Here is a 15,439-nt window from a genome sequence, read left to right as displayed (position 1 = left end):
AGTAACCAAGCTGAGCGTCTGTAAGAACCTATAGGTTCTTATGGAGCCCGTCAGGCGTGCTGCCAACATCGGAAAGTCTGCTGTTAGCACGTATATGTTCTTACAGCCTCCAAATTAACCTAGCTATGTGCCTGTAAGAACCTATAGGTTCTTATGGAGCCCGTCAGGCGTGCTGCCAGCAGCGGAAAGTCTGCTGTTAGCACGTATGTGTTCTTACAGCCTCCAAAGTAACCTAGCTATGTGCCTGTAAGAACCTATAGGTTCTTATGGAGCTCGTCAAGCGTGCTGCCAACAGCGGAAAGTCTGCTTTTAGCACGTATGTATCTTACAGTCTTCAAAGTAACCTAGCTGAGCGTCTGTAAGAACCTATAGGTTCTTATGGAGCCTGTCAGGCGTGCTGCCAACAGCGGAAAGTCTGCTGTTAGCACGTATGTGTTCTTACAGCCTCCAAAGTAACCTAGCTATGTGCCTGTAAGAACCTATAGGTTCTTAAGTAGCCCGTCAGGCGTGCTGCCAGCAACGGAAAGTCTGCTGTTAGCATCTATGTGTTCTTACGGAGCCAACTCCGATCCACACAACTGCCCCCACATCAACGCATGCCGTGAATTTTTTTAAACTGCTCCGGGCTTAACCCTTCAAGCCGCCTAAAGACGGAGCTGAAGTAGCTGGGGGAGTCGAAGCCGACGCGCTGGGAGATTTCGTGCATCTTGATCTCGCTTTCGCGGAACATAAGCTCCTTGCTCCGATTGACGCGCTCCCGGTTTACGTATGCCATTGGTCGCATTTTCAATGCTTTCTTAAAAAGCAAGCATAGGTACTGCGGCGTTACATCGATACAGCCTGCTAAATCCTTTATCGTAATCAGCTTGCTGTAATTAGCTTCAATATAATGAAGAACAGGCTGCAGCTTTAAGTAGTTTTGTTCTACCGAGTGTGAGCTTACAAGAATAACCTTCATTAAATCAAGTAAAAACATGTAAACCAGCTTAGAGCATTCGAGACCGAGAAAGGATCGGCCGGATTGCGTCATTGCGTAAATGTTTTTCATGTGGGTAACAATCATATCATGATCAGCAGTTGAATAGACACCGGATTGTGTAATTCCAGCCTGCCTAAACAGCTTGTCCGACAAATCGCCTCTAAAGCTCATCCAAATGATTTCCCAAGGCGCTTGTATTGAAAAATATTGATGCTGCTCATTCGGAAACAGGCAGAACCCTTGCCCAGCTCGAACGGTCATTTGTTGATCGCCAACATGAAGCTCGCCCGAGCCGCTAATGACTTGCAGCCATTGAAAATGAGGATAGCCGTTTGGACGGTCAATCGGCTCTTGATCGCTCCAATGCCCGATACTCGTGAGATAAACCGGGAGTGTCTTGTCTGTCTCTGTCAAAATCGGAAAAACCATCGTGTTGATAGCGGTGGCCTCCTGTTTCATATTTTTATAATGATGCGAAAATACTGTTATATAGTTGGTTCGATGAACAAGCTATAATATGAATATCATTATAGTATAACCAATAATAGCTGCAAGCAAGACGAAAATGGAGGCAGATGAGATGAGTATGAAATTTCCCCCGATAAGCGCAAAAATTCCGCAAATGCTGCATGGTGCAGATTATAATCCAGATCAATGGCAGAAGTATCCTGAGGTGCTGGAGGAAGACATCCGCCTCATGAAGCTTGCACATTGCAATGTGATGTCTGTAGGCATTTTTGCATGGATGGCGATCGAGCCTGAGGAAGGCGTATTTACATTTGAATGGCTGGACACGTTGCTTGATAAATTTGCTGCTAACGGCATCTATGCCTTGCTTGCTACACCAAGCGGTGCACGCCCGGTATGGATGTCTCAAAAATATCCGGAAGTGCTGCGCGTAGCACCTAACGGAATTCGTAATTTGCATGGTGCGCGTCACAACCACTGCTTCAGCTCACCTGTATATCGCGAGAAGGTAACGATCATGAACTCGAAGCTGGCTGAACGTTATTCGGATCATCCTGCGGTCATCGGCTGGCATATATCAAATGAATATGGCGGCGAATGTCACTGCTCGTATTGTGAAGACGCTTTCCGCGACTGGCTGAAAAATAAATACGGTACGCTAGAAGCGCTTAACGATGCTTGGTGGACGACGTTCTGGAGCCATACGTATACCGATTGGAGCCAAGTCGAGTCGCCAACCGAGCGTGGCGAGAAAGCGGTTCACGGCCAGAATGTTGACTGGAGAAGATTCGTTACGGATCAAACGGTTGATTTCTGCCGCAACGAAATTGCTCCGCTGCGCGCTGCTAACAGTGAGCTACCGATTACGACGAACTTTATGCTTGATTTTGAGCCGCTTAACTATTGGAAGTTTACAGAGCTGCTCGATATGATTTCGTGGGATGCTTACCCAACTTGGCACGACAATGGTGGAGACGACAGCGAGCAAGCGGCATGGATCGGCTTTAACCATGATGTGTTTCGTTCGCTTGGTGGCGGAAAGCCGTTCATGCTGATGGAAAGCACGCCGAGTATGACGAACTGGCAGCCGATCAGCAAAGTAAAGCGTCCAGGCATGCATATGCTGTCATCGCTTCAAGCGGTTGCACATGGCTCAGATACTGTTCAGTATTTCCAGTGGCGCAAGAGCAGAGGCTCAAGCGAGAAGCTGCACGGTGCAGTAGTGGACCATGTCGGCCATGAGCATACTCGCGTTTTCCGTGATGTGGCTGAGCTTGGCGAAGCTTTGGAGAAACTCACTGAAGTAGTAGGTACAACTGTGAAGCCAGAGGTAGCGCTTATCTATGATTGGGAAAACCGCTGGGCAGTAAAGGATTCGCAAGGCCCGCGCAATAGCGGTCTTCATTATGAGGAAACGGCTAAACGCCATTATCGTCCGTTCTGGGATCTGGGTGTTCCAGTGGATATTATTGATTCGGAATGCAGCTTTGATTCGTACAAGCTTCTTATTGCTCCTATGTTATATATGGTGCGTCCGGGTGTAGGCGAGCGCATTGAACGTTTTGTTGAAAATGGCGGTACTTTCATCGCTACTTATTGGACAGGTATCGTTGATGAGAATGACCTATGCTTCCTAACAGGCTTCCCAGGACCACTGCGCAAGACGCTTGGGATCTGGTCCGAGGAGATCGATTCGCTGCATGATCATGATTCCAATCAGGTCGTGCTGAAGGACGGAAATAAGCTTGGACTGAGCGGCCAATATACAGCACGCGAGCTGTGTGATCTTATCCATCTTGAAGGTGCGGAGGCACTTGCTGTATATGGAGAGGATTTCTATGCGGGTCGCCCTGCCTTAACGGTAAATCATTTGGGTGCAGGCAAAGCCTACTATGTTGCATCGCGCAACGAAGCAGCTTTTACAAACGATTTTCTGACTCGAATTATAGAGCAAGAGGGGATCAAGCGAGTTCTTGATTCCGAGCTGCCGCATGGCGTAACTGCACAATTAAGAACGGATGGTGTGAACGACTACGTATTTGTATCCAATTTCAGTGCAAATGAGGCTTCGGTTGCTTTAGATGCTCAGCAGTATACAGATTTGTTGACGGGTGCGGCTCTAAACAACAGTGTTGAATTGAAGGCTTACGGCTGCCGGATCTTGAAACGAGCTTCGAAATAATACTAGTCTTATAGAAAAGCTGTGTGAAGCGTACAGGAAACTGTACGTGGATCACAGCTTTTTTGTTGTTTAGTCATAAAGACTCTCTTATTGGAAAATTCAATAGGTATGTTTTTACGGAAATTAAAAAATATATTGTCGAATTTAACATTCCGATAACATTTCTACCTAATTCAATTGATGCTTACGACCTATAGTGAGTGCATAAGGAAAAAGAAGGAAGGGTGAGGGTGAAGTGACAGCGACTGTTCTAGATAAAGAAAAACAATCAGCTATCGAGAAAAATGAGCGTACTGCTCCAAACACACCACTTAACGGAAACGTACAACAACCGATTGAGGTAAAAGGAACCGATGAAAGGACTGTTAAGCAATCGGAGCAGCGTGCTGATGAAATAACAATGCATCCGGTAAAAGCAGAAGCAACGCGACTGCATCATTTTTTACGTCAGGCTCCAACAATAGACGCAGAGCATACATGCCGGCAGACGATTGCTGTGTTTAAGAAGCATCCGGAAAGTGAGTGCATTATCGTAACTGGGGAGCAAGGGGCTCCTATCGGTCTGATGATGCGCAATCGATTCTTCCTGAAGCTGGGCCATCGCTTTAGCGCAGATTTGTATGATGACAAACCAATTACAAAGCTTATGGATGCGAGTCCGCTCGTAGTCGATTATGATTATGCACCGCAGCAGCTCATTGACAGCGCATTAAGCCGCCACGAGAGTGTGCTTTATGATTGTGTCATCGTTACGTTAAAAAATAAGCTTGCAGGTATATTGACTGTGTCGGACATGCTCAAGATTTCCCGGCTGCTGCAGCAGGAAGCCGTTGATGCGCAAATGAGTACGATTCGCTCAGCAGAGCAGCGGGTGAGAGAGATCGAACAAGCCGTCAGCAGCGTTCGCAAGTCAACTGAACATGGCGAGTCAATGTCTGTAGATATGGTCGATTTGACCCTAACCGGCAAAAACGAGCTGGATAAAGTAACAAAAGCTTTTAACGCCATGACGCTGAATTCTGAGCTTCAGGAGAAACGGATGAATGAGCTTCAATCTGAGGCGGGGTCAATCAGCAAAGTTTCTTTATTAATAAAAGAACTGGCAGAGATGAGTAATCTACTCGCGCTGAATGCTTCTATAGAAGCAGCCCGTGCAGGGGAGCATGGGCGCGGGTTTGCGGTAGTAGCTGGTGAAGTGATGAAGCTGGCAGGCCAAACGAAGCAATTTGCGAACGAAATTACGACGTTAACGAAAACGATCGTTGATGCCATTACGCAAACGACAAGTCTTGCTCATTCGGGACGAATGGAGACGATCGCAAGCGAAGCGAATATCAATGAAGCCGTGGAGGTGTTTAATCATCTTTTCCGAGCGGCAGCTGATAATCGCAATAGCGCGAAGCAAATTGGCGTTTTATCGGAGCAGGCACATCAGCAAGCCGTTCATATCGCAGTCGAAATGAAAAAATTACAGCAATCTTATTTTTAACATGGAGTTTACAAAAACAGAATACGAGGTTTACAAACGGCTAGTAGTATAAGAGGCACGGGGATGAACCCTTACAGACATAATAAGAGGAGTGGTAGAGTTGTTAAAGAAAAAAGGGTTTAAAGGAATTCTAATGTTGTCGATGGTGACGCTGCTCGTATTCGCAGCTGCATGTGGTAATAATAGCGGAAATAAAGGTTCTGAAAATACAGGATCTAAGAATAACACTGCAACTAACGCACCAGCTGGTGAAGATGTGAAATTGTCAGGCGAGATTAAAATTGATGGTTCAAGCACAGTGTTCCCACTTACAGAAGCAGCAGCTGAAGAATTCAACAAAGAGCACAAAGATGTACGAGTACCGGTTGGCGTATCTGGCACAGGCGGCGGCTTTAAACAATTTTGCGCAGGCGAGATTGCCATTGCAGATGCTTCCCGTCACATCAAGGATGAAGAAGCAGCAGCTTGTAAAGCAGCTGGCATCGAATATACAGAGCTTTCTGTAGCATTTGACGGTTTGTCTGTTGTTGTAAGCAAAGACAATGACTTCATCGACCACTTGACAGTTGAAGAGCTGAACAAAATCTTTACAACTGGCAGCACAGTAACAACTTGGAAAGACGTTCGCGACACTTTCCCTGCTGAGCCGATCGTAATGTTCTCACCAGGCGCTGATTCCGGAACTTATGACTACTTTAATGAAGCTATTCTTGAAAAAGCAGGCATTCGCAATGATAAAGCAATCAGCTTCTCTGAAGACGACAACGCACTTGTTCAAGGCGTAGCAGGCAGCAAATACGGCATTGGCTACTTCGGTTTTGCTTACTTTGAAGAAAACCAAGATAAATTGAAAGTTGTTCCTGTAGACGGCGGCAAAGGCGCTATTACACCAACTTATGACACAATTAAAGACGGCACTTATGCTCCATTGTCCCGTCCACTCTTCATCTATGCAAACAATAAAGAGCTTGAGCGTCCAGAAGTGAACGCATTCGTTAAATACTATATCAACAACATCGGTACTTTTGCTGGCGAAGTTGGTTATGTATCACTTCCAGATGAGCAATACGCAACAGAAGCAGCAAAAATTAAATAAGTAACAAACGACCTGATGAAAATGTGTGGTGTCTCGAGGGACATCACCTTTTTATCGGCACAAATGTAAACGAATTGTAAAGGCAAGAAGGAGGACGCTGCAATGCCAAGCCAAGGGCTGCAAACGGTCAGTAAGGCTCAAACAAACAGCAAGGAAGTCTATGATTTCAAAAATAAACGCGTAAGCATCATGAACAAATTGATGCCAATCCTATTGTTCCTGTGTGCATCCGTATCTGTTCTAACTACAATAGGTATTGTCGTCACACTCATCTCAGAGACCTATCAGTTTTTTCAAAAAATACCGATTTTTGATTTCTTGTTTGGGACCAAATGGTCACCGTTAATTCCGCCCAAAAGCTTCGGCGTTTTGCCGCTCCTGTCAGGCACGCTCATGATTACGTTTATCGCTTGTTTAGTCGCTATCCCTCTAGGGCTTGCAAGTGCCATTTACTTATCAGAATATGCACCGAAGCGGGTTCGTAAAGTAATTAAACCGATATTGGAGGTACTCGCAGGAGTTCCAACCATCGTATATGGTTACTTTGCTCTTAGCTTGGTTACACCGCTTATTCAAAGTATTTTTCATAGCGCCGGCGTGTTCAATGCATTAAGTGCCGGTATTGTTGTCGGTATTATGATTATTCCTATGGTTTGCTCGCTAAGTGAGGATGCGATGTCCTCTGTACCGCGCAGCTTGCGTGACGGCGCTTATGCGCTTGGCGCAACACGGTTCGAGGTTGCTTTGAAAATCGTTGTGCCAGCAGCCTTCTCGGGTATCGTGGCTTCTGCCGTACTTGCTTTCTCAAGGGCGATCGGCGAGACGATGATCGTTACGGTAGCGGCAGGCTCTACACCTAATATGACGGCTAATCCGCTTGAGAGCATCCAGACGATGACCGCTTATATCGTTCAGGTCAGCCTTGGGGATACGCCGCATGGAACGGTTGAGTATGGATCGATCTTCGCGGTCGGCATGACGTTGTTCGTCATTACATTCCTACTCAATATTCTTGCCCAGTACATTGCAAGAAGATTCAGAGAGGAGTACTAAGATGAACATATTTCTAGATGCAAACCGCAAACAAATTGCTAATCGGCGGAAAAAAGATTGGATGCTTCATATCCTATTCGTCGCCGCCACTTCCATCGGCGTTCTCGCGCTTTGCGCGTTAATCGTAGATATTTTGATCGACGGTATTGCAAGGCTCCAGCCTGATCTATTCACGAACTTCCCGTCTCGCAAAGCGGACGGTTCCGGAATGAAGTCGGCGCTGGTTGGTACGATTTACATGCTGCTTATTATGGCGCCTATTTCCTTTATTTTTGGAGTAGGAGCTGCGATTTTCTTGGAGGAATATGCGAAAAAGGGCCGGATTACCCGGATGATTCAGCTTAATATCAGTACACTAGCGGGCGTTCCGTCCATCGTATACGGTATTTTGGGCTTAACCTTGTTCGTACGACTGCTCGCTCTTGATCGCAGCCTCATTGCAGGGGCGCTCACGATGACGCTGCTTGTGCTTCCTATTATTATCGTATCTGCACAAGAAGCGATTCGTGCCGTTCCGAAATCACGCCGTGATGCTTCGTTCGCTCTAGGCGCGACCAAGTGGCAGACCGTTTCTCGCTCTGTTATGCCCTCAGCTCTTCCTGGCGTACTAACTGGCGTCATTCTTGCTATGTCTCGTGCAATTGGAGAAACGGCACCGCTAGTTATGATCGGAGCATTAACGTATGTTGCCTTTTTGCCAGAAGGTCTTAAGGATTCGTTTACGGTTATTCCTATTCAAGTGTACAACTGGTTGTCTAAGCCACAGCTTGAATTCAAGGAGCTTGCGGCCAGCGGTATTATCGTTTTACTAGCGCTGTTGTTGCTAATGAACTTTTCGGCTATTTTGCTTCGCAACAAGTATCAGAAGAATATTTAGGAGGAAAACGATATGGAAGCACTTATTAATATTAACAAGCTGAATTTGTTTTACGGCGCTTTCCACGCTTTGAAGGATGTAACACTAACGATACCTGAGAAAGCAATCACTGCATTCATCGGTCCATCCGGCTGCGGAAAGTCAACTTTGCTTCGTACACTAAACCGTATGAACGATATGATTCCGGGCACTCGGATTGAGGGAGGTATCGCCATTGGCGGTACTGAAATTTACTCGAATGAAGTGGATGTTGAAACACTGCGCAAAAAGGTCGGCATGGTATTCCAACAGCCGAACCCATTCCCGAAATCAATCTATGATAACGTGGCATACGGTCCTCGCCTGCATGGTATTACTAGCAAGCGCGAGCTCGATGAAATTGTAGAAACAAGCTTGAAATCCGCGGTATTGTGGGATGAAGTAAAGGATCACTTGAAACGTTCTGCGTTCGGTTTATCTGGTGGACAGCAGCAGCGCCTTTGTATTGCCCGCGCACTTGCAGTAAACCCAAATATTTTGCTTATGGATGAGGCTACATCAGCGCTTGACCCGATTTCCACGCTGAAAATTGAAGAGCTTGCTCAAGAATTGAAAGATAAATACACAATCGTGATGGTTACTCACAACATGCATCAGGCAGCCCGCGTATCCAATCAAACGGTGTTTTTCTTGAATGGCGAGGTCGTTGAATACTCGGATACGGAGAAGCTGTTCTCCAATCCAACCGATCAGCGCACAGAAGATTATATAAGCGGACGTTTCGGCTAAGCCAAACGGATCGTGGGAGAGAGCTTTTATTCAAGAGGTTGAATCATATGATTTTGTCCTTGCGAATGATGTTGTTTTACAAACCTTGTAGGGGGAATGCCGTTCATGATGACCACGCGTAAAGAGTTTGACCAAGGACTAGAGCATCTTCATAATTTGCTGATTGATATGGGTACTTTTGTTGAAAAAGCGCTCGTAGAATCGATGGAAGCATTAAAAACCGTTGATGTTGACCGTGCGAAGCAGGTCATAAAGCTGGACCCGTCGCTTAACCAAATGGAAGAAAAGATTACGGAAATCGGCTCGAAGCTGATCGCTACGCAGCAGCCTGTTGCCAAGGATTTGAGAAGAATTCTGTCCTCGTTTAAGATTGCAAGCGATTTGGAGCGTATGGGCGATCTCTCCGTTGATATTGCTAAGGTTGTATTGCGTTTAGAGGGTCAGGAGCTAATAAAACCGTTAATCGATTTGCCGCGTATGGCAGAAATTGTTCAGCTTATGACATACGAGTCCATTCAATCGTTTATTCAAGAAAACGTGGACCTTGCTTACAAAATGGCGAAGGACGACGATCAGGTTGATGCCCTGTATGGACAAATTACGCGCGAGCTTTATTCCCTTATGATGGAAAATCCTCGCAACATTACACAGTCATCGCTTCTTACTCTCGTCGGACGTTACCTCGAAAGATTCGGTGATCACGCGACGAACATCGGTGAGAGCGTCGTTTATCTCGTAACGGGCAATCGTCCGGATTTGAACGTATAACCTACTTAAAACATACTTAAGACCGCCCACGCTTAGCTGCTGGACGGTTTTTTTATTTAGGAGAAAAGAACTAAGAAAAATGTCGAATTTTACCGCAAGTTAATCCTTTTATGCATCTCCATTCACAATTGGCTGGTAAAGTAATACATAAAGGAACTGAAATAGACGATAGTCGATTGAGGGGATTGGCATGAATGGAGTCGGGGTTGGTTTATTCAATCGAGATATGCTCCGCAGCATAAAAGAGCGCTGGCATGAAGGCGGAATTGGTGTCATTTACGTCCGTTTTCGCCTCGGGAACACAGCAGCAGAATCAGTATTGCAGCTATGGGAGGGCACGGAGGCAAGGCTTTTCTGGCGTCAGCGCCTTGAATGGGATTACTTTTATTTATTTGATCGGCAGCAGAAGGATGAACCGATCATTCGAGTGGTCGAGAAAGCGATGGAGCGGCTTATTGATAGGCTAAGGAAGTCTGATGCAAAAAAAGAAGACGGGGCTTTCTCAGACACCGATCTGGAGGTAAGCATAGGTCTTTCAACTGCATACCCTCCAGCAACCGGCCGTTCCTCGGAGTCGGTTGTTTATCGGATGATTCTTGATGCGATGGAGCAAAGCGCATATAACGTTACTCTCGGAAGGAACCGCCAAGAATCTCTATCCGAAGGCAAACCGAAAATAGAAAACTACGGTCAGATCATCGGAGCAGGCGAGCCAGTGCAGCAGCTGCATTTGCCGGGGAACCATAGCCGAACCGTTCGAATTGGCGGGCTTGCTGCACCTTTTCCGATATTTCCTGCCCGGGCCAGGGTGTCCGAAGTTGCTTATTTTTTCGATACGAATGCGAAGGCGCAAGGCGCGGTCATTGTCGATAAAGGCAGACCAATTGGCATCTTAATGAAAGAGAAGCTGCATCAAATGTTAGCCGGCCAATTCGGGCTGCCTCTTTATTGGAACAGACCGATTGAGCGGATTATGAACAATCAACCGCTTATTGTGGATGAGCAGCTTACTGTCGAGCATGTATCTCAGCTGGCAATGGCAAGGGATTTCTCGCAGCTCTACGATGTCGTTCTCATTACGAAGGATGGACAGATGGCAGGAGCAGCTACGATCAGGTCTATCTTGGAATGCATGACGGCGCTTCGCACGGAGGCAGCACGAACAGCTAATCCGCTTACGGGGCTGCCGGGGAACGAGGAAATTCAGCTTGAACTGAGCCAGCGGATCGGACAAGGTGAGCCGTTTGCTGTCGTTTATGCGGACTTGGACTATTTTAAATGGTATAACGATTCCTTTGGTTTTGGGCTCGGTGATAATTTGATTCGCTATTTAGGAGATATTCTGCGCATGGAGCTTGATCAGCTCGGAGCAGGCGACGATTTTGTCGGACATATAGGCGGAGATGATTTCATCGTGGTGATGAGAGCAGATTCGGCGGAGCAATTATGCCAGGCTATGATAAAGCGTTTCGATAGCGGGATTAAAGCATTTTACGGCGGCGTTGAAGTAACGACGGTTGAGGATCGAGAGGGCAATCTCATTGATCAGGAGGGTGTAACGCTTTCTTTGTCACTCATGTTATGGGATGGCAGAGTAGCGCTTGCGGCAGATGATATTCCGAGGATTGCGGCAAAGCTGAAGAAACAAGCGAAAGCTCTTAAAGGCAGCGTCTATGTCATGGATCAAATTATAGGAATGCATCATGGAGAGGAACGGAACGGAAATTGAGACAACTACGGGACATATGGCGGCTAAACGATACGGAAAACGTGAGCTCGGGTCATCTTGGTATTATTTATTTATCATGGCAGTTTCCTACGGATGTTCGGAAAAATCACTTATCCGCGCAGCATGAGAAATGGCGTGTTTTTGCTGAGAATGAGGTGAAGGCTGCATTTGGAAGCTCTTTACTATTTGAAGGGCTGCAATGGATGAAGGAGGATTTATTTATCCATATGCGTTTGCCGGCCGGGCATCAACTGCTGCAGGAGGACTGGCTGCTTGAGCTGGCTTATAAGCATACCGCTGATTGGGAGAAACAATTTGCAGAGGAGATTTGCTATGAGGGGCTAGCTGATGTGCTTGGGAAGCTCCATATTGGTGTATCTGTCGTACCCAATGACAATGACCCTGTGGATGGACTTGTCTGGTATGATGCGATGAAAAAAGCAATTTTGCACGGGCAATCCGCCGGATCGATGGAACGAAGCTTGAAGCGCCGAGCTCTGGAACGAGTCATTAGCAAGCGGCTTATTCAGCCAGTATATCAGCCTATCGTATCGCTGCTGCGCGAAGGAGAGGTATTTGGCTTCGAAGCGCTATCGCGTACGCAGGATCAAACTTGGTTTGCCGGACCTATGGAGCTCTTTCAGTGTGCTGAGCAGGAGAATTTGACTTATAGCTTGGATAGACTGGCTAGAGAAAAGGCGATAGATGGCTGTCTGCGGCTCATGCCAGGGCAAAAGCTATTCATTAATGTGATGGCGCAAATTATGGAGGATCCAAGCTTCTCGCCTGGCCAAACGCTCAGTCTGCTGGAGCAGCATAAGCTATCGCCTCATCATGTCGTATTTGAAATTACTGAACGAAGCTCAATCGCAGATTTTGGCTCTGTGAAGAAGGCGCTGGAGCATTACCGGAGCCAAGGTTATCAAATTGCAATTGATGATGTTGGAGCGGGTTATTCGTCCTTGCAATCAATCGCTGAGCTGCGTCCTGATTATTTGAAGGTGGATCGGTCAATTATTCAGAATATCCACTTGGATGAGATGAAAGAGCATATTTTGTACACGCTGGTTCAGATTGCAGCAAAAATGGATATTTCCATAATTGCCGAAGGCATAGAACTTGAAGCGGAGCTTGCGAAGGTGCGTGAGATGGGGATTGAATATGCTCAAGGTTATTTATTAGGCAGGCCTGCTCCATTTCATTCCATGATGATGTAACCGATACAAAAAAGGGCTATCCTATAGCAGCGATGCTTGGGAATAGCCCTTTTTGTGGTATACTTAAAGGTATGAATGTTACATAAAGAAGGTGTTGATTCCTTATGGAAAAATGGATGCTAATTGACGGAAACAGTATAATCTACCGTGCGTTTTTTGCTTTGCCGCCGCTTACGAATTCGGCGGGCAATCACACGAATGCGATTTTTGGGTTTACAACGATGCTGCTTAAGCTGCTTGAACAAGAAAAGCCGACTCATGTGCTGGTTGCATTTGATGCTGGCAAGGTCACTTTTCGCCATGAAGGTTATGCGGAATATAAAGGCGGAAGACAAAAGACACCGCCAGAGCTGTCAGAGCAATTTCCAGTGCTTAAGGAGCTGCTTCAAGCCTTCAGCATTTCGCAGTTTGAGCTGTCCGGTTATGAAGCCGATGATATTATCGGTACACTAACGAAGGCAGCTGACGAGAAAGGTGTAGAAGCTTTTGTCGTTACTGGAGATAAAGATATGCTGCAGCTTGCTTCAGACAAAGTAACCATTGCGGTAACACGCAAAGGCGTTAGTGATGTTGAACTTTACACACCAGAGACAATTCAAGAGAAATACGGCCTTGTGCCGATGCAAATTATCGATCTTAAGGGGCTCATGGGGGATACCTCTGACAACATCCCTGGTGTTCCAGGCGTAGGCGAGAAAACGGCGCTTAAGCTGCTTCATGAGCATGGATCGGTTGAAAGCGTGCTTGATAACTTGGACAAGCTGAAGGGCAAGCTGAAGGAAAACATTGAGAGCCATAAAGATGATGCTACGATGAGCAAGCGCTTGGCGACGATCTTCCGAGAAGTGCCTATAGAAAAGTCTATCGATGACATTCGTTATGCTGGGTATGATGGTTCGAAGCTGGCTGAGGCGTTCCGCAAGCTGGAATTCAAATCATTAATTGATCGCTTGGAGCTAGGTGCTGAAGCAGGTGATATGGATAAGGAAGCCGAAGCTGCTGCTGCTGATTTGAATATTAATGTGATCGAATCAGAAAAAGACGCAGAGATGCTGGAGAAGCTTATTCAGCTGCTCCAGAAGTCGGACAAAAATGGCTTGTATATCGAAGCCATTGGAGAGAATCCGCATCATGCCGAGCTGATTGGCCTTGCTATCGCCAGCGATGAAGCAGTGTTTGTAATGCCATATTCAGTGCTTAAGCAGCCTTTTGCAGCGAAGCTTCGCGACTGGCTCGAACAAGCGGACAAGCCGAAATACGGCTTTGATCTCCATAAGGTGGAGCTCGCACTCAAATGGAGCGGAATCAGCTTTGAGGGCTCTGCTTTTGATGTGCAGCTGGCAGCATATTTGCTCGATCCTACAGAAGCGAGCCAGACGCTAAGCGGAATTAATGAGAAGCAGGGGCTGTCGACACTGCCGCCGGATGAAGCTGTTTATGGCAAAGGCGCGAAATTCAGAGTGCCTGATGCCGATACGCTTTACCGCCATTTATCGCTGAAAGCGGAAGCGGTTCGGAAGCTCGTGCCTTTGTTAACCGAAGAGCTAAGCAATACGGGCATGAGCAAGCTTTATTTTGACATGGAGCATCCATTGTCCCGCATTCTTGCAGGGATGGAGTTTCAGGGCATTAAAGTAAAGTCCGAGGAGCTGGAGGCGCTTGGTCGTAATTTGGAGAGTAAGCTGACAACAATCATTAGCAGCGTGTACAAGCTTGCTGGTACGGAATTTAATATCGGATCGCCAAAGCAGTTGGGTGAGATTTTATTCGAGAAGCTTGGTCTGCCTGCTAAGAAAAAGACGAAAACAGGTTATTCGACGGATGCTGAGGTGCTGGAGGAGCTTGCGCCTTATCACGAGATAATTCCGCTTATCCTGCATTATCGTCAGCTCTCGAAGCTGCAATCTACTTATGTAGAGGGCTTGCTTAAAGAGGTGCGCAAGGAAACAGGCAAAATACACACGTATTATCGCCAGACCATTGCAGCTACCGGTCGTCTAAGCAGTCAGTTCCCTAACTTGCAGAACATTCCGATTCGTCTTGAGGAAGGACGCCAAATTAGGAAAGCCTTTGTGCCGTCCGAGCCGGGCTGGTCCATCGTAGCAGCGGACTATTCACAAATTGAGCTTCGTGTGCTCGCACATATTGCTGATGATGAGAATATGAAGGAAGCGTTCATTAAGGACATGGATATTCACACCAAAACAGCGATGGATGTATTCGGCGTAACTGCCGAGGAGGTTGATTCCAACATGCGTCGTTCGGCAAAAGCGGTCAACTTCGGCATCGTGTATGGCATCAGCGATTTTGGCTTATCGCAAAACCTTGGCATTTCCCGTAATGAAGCTGGAAAGTTTATTGCGGATTACAAGGAGGTTTTCAAAGGCGTTCGCCAATATATGCACGATATCGTTCAGCAAGCGAAGCGCGACGGGTATGTGGCCACACTGCTTGAGCGCAGGCGTTATCTGAATGACATCAATGCTTCTAATTTCAACTTGCGATCCTTTGCTGAACGTACGGCGATGAATACACCGATTCAAGGTACTGCGGCAGATATTATTAAGCTGGCCATGGTCCATATGGACGCTGCGCTGCGCGAACGCAAGCTGAAGAGCCGCATGCTGCTGCAGGTGCACGATGAGCTCGTGTTCGAAGTGCCGCAAGAGGAGCTGGAGCTGATGAAGACGCTTGTGCCTGAAGTGATGGCTGGAGCGCTCAAACTTGATGTTCCTTTGAAGGCCGATATGAGTTTCGGTGACAATTGGTATGAAGCAAAGTAACCCACTGGCGGGCAGTTTCGGGTATAATGG

Annotated in this window: 11 protein-coding genes; 10 read left to right on the top strand and 1 reads right to left on the bottom strand. The window is 46.8% G+C overall.

The features are described from left to right. Nucleotides 1–589: 589 nt before the first annotated feature. Nucleotides 590–1,408: an AraC family transcriptional regulator gene (locus tag MHH56_RS23010; protein ID WP_076270194.1), complete on the bottom strand. Its 819-nt coding sequence runs from the start codon at nucleotides 1,406–1,408 to the stop codon at nucleotides 590–592. 151 nt (nucleotides 1,409–1,559) lie between these two features. On the opposite strand from MHH56_RS23010, the gene MHH56_RS23005 reads away from it, so the two are divergent. From MHH56_RS23005 to polA, 10 genes are all read left to right on the top strand, one after another. Further along, nucleotides 1,560–3,629, top strand: coding sequence for a beta-galactosidase (locus MHH56_RS23005; RefSeq protein ID WP_339204007.1), 2,070 nt, complete (start codon nucleotides 1,560–1,562; stop codon nucleotides 3,627–3,629). 235 nt (nucleotides 3,630–3,864) lie between these two features. Further along, a complete protein-coding gene (locus tag MHH56_RS23000; RefSeq protein ID WP_339204005.1) occupies nucleotides 3,865–5,118 on the top strand; it encodes a methyl-accepting chemotaxis protein in 1,254 nt (417 codons plus the stop codon). Nucleotides 5,119–5,218: 100 nt separating this feature from the next. Next, the gene (locus tag MHH56_RS22995; protein WP_339204004.1) at nucleotides 5,219–6,214 is read left to right on the top strand and encodes a PstS family phosphate ABC transporter substrate-binding protein; all 996 of its coding nucleotides are present in this window, start codon (nucleotides 5,219–5,221) and stop codon (nucleotides 6,212–6,214) included. Nucleotides 6,215–6,403: 189 nt separating this feature from the next. Then, nucleotides 6,404–7,267, top strand: a complete 864-nt coding sequence (pstC, locus tag MHH56_RS22990; RefSeq protein ID WP_256711019.1) for a phosphate ABC transporter permease subunit PstC — start codon at nucleotides 6,404–6,406, stop codon at nucleotides 7,265–7,267. Nucleotide 7,268: 1 nt separating this feature from the next. Next, nucleotides 7,269–8,144: a phosphate ABC transporter permease PstA gene (gene pstA / locus MHH56_RS22985; RefSeq protein WP_076270190.1), complete on the top strand. Its 876-nt coding sequence runs from the start codon at nucleotides 7,269–7,271 to the stop codon at nucleotides 8,142–8,144. A gap of 12 nt (nucleotides 8,145–8,156) precedes the next feature. Then, nucleotides 8,157–8,912 carry a phosphate ABC transporter ATP-binding protein PstB gene (pstB, locus tag MHH56_RS22980; RefSeq protein WP_308999341.1) on the top strand — a complete coding sequence of 252 codons (756 nt, stop codon included), beginning with the start codon at nucleotides 8,157–8,159 and terminating at the stop codon, nucleotides 8,910–8,912. A gap of 108 nt (nucleotides 8,913–9,020) precedes the next feature. Next, the gene (gene phoU / locus MHH56_RS22975; RefSeq protein ID WP_076270305.1) at nucleotides 9,021–9,680 is read left to right on the top strand and encodes a phosphate signaling complex protein PhoU; all 660 of its coding nucleotides are present in this window, start codon (nucleotides 9,021–9,023) and stop codon (nucleotides 9,678–9,680) included. Between the two features lie 190 nt (nucleotides 9,681–9,870). Further along, nucleotides 9,871–11,409 carry a GGDEF domain-containing protein gene (locus tag MHH56_RS22970; protein WP_339204003.1) on the top strand — a complete coding sequence of 513 codons (1,539 nt, stop codon included), beginning with the start codon at nucleotides 9,871–9,873 and terminating at the stop codon, nucleotides 11,407–11,409. Beyond that, entirely contained in the window at nucleotides 11,406–12,626 is a 1,221-nt protein-coding gene (locus tag MHH56_RS22965) for an EAL domain-containing protein (protein WP_339204002.1), read from the top strand. Before MHH56_RS22970 ends, MHH56_RS22965 begins: the two co-directional genes overlap by 4 nt. Before the next feature lie 104 nt (nucleotides 12,627–12,730). Continuing rightward, nucleotides 12,731–15,409, top strand: a complete 2,679-nt coding sequence (gene polA, locus MHH56_RS22960; protein ID WP_339204001.1) for a DNA polymerase I — start codon at nucleotides 12,731–12,733, stop codon at nucleotides 15,407–15,409. Nucleotides 15,410–15,439: the final 30 nt, after the last annotated feature.

This window comes from Paenibacillus sp. FSL K6-3182, from assembly GCF_037976325.1.
Lineage (GTDB): Bacteria > Bacillota > Bacilli > Paenibacillales > Paenibacillaceae > Pristimantibacillus.
The sequence above is the reverse complement of the archived record's forward strand: the minus strand, read 5'-3'. Positions and strand labels throughout refer to the sequence as shown.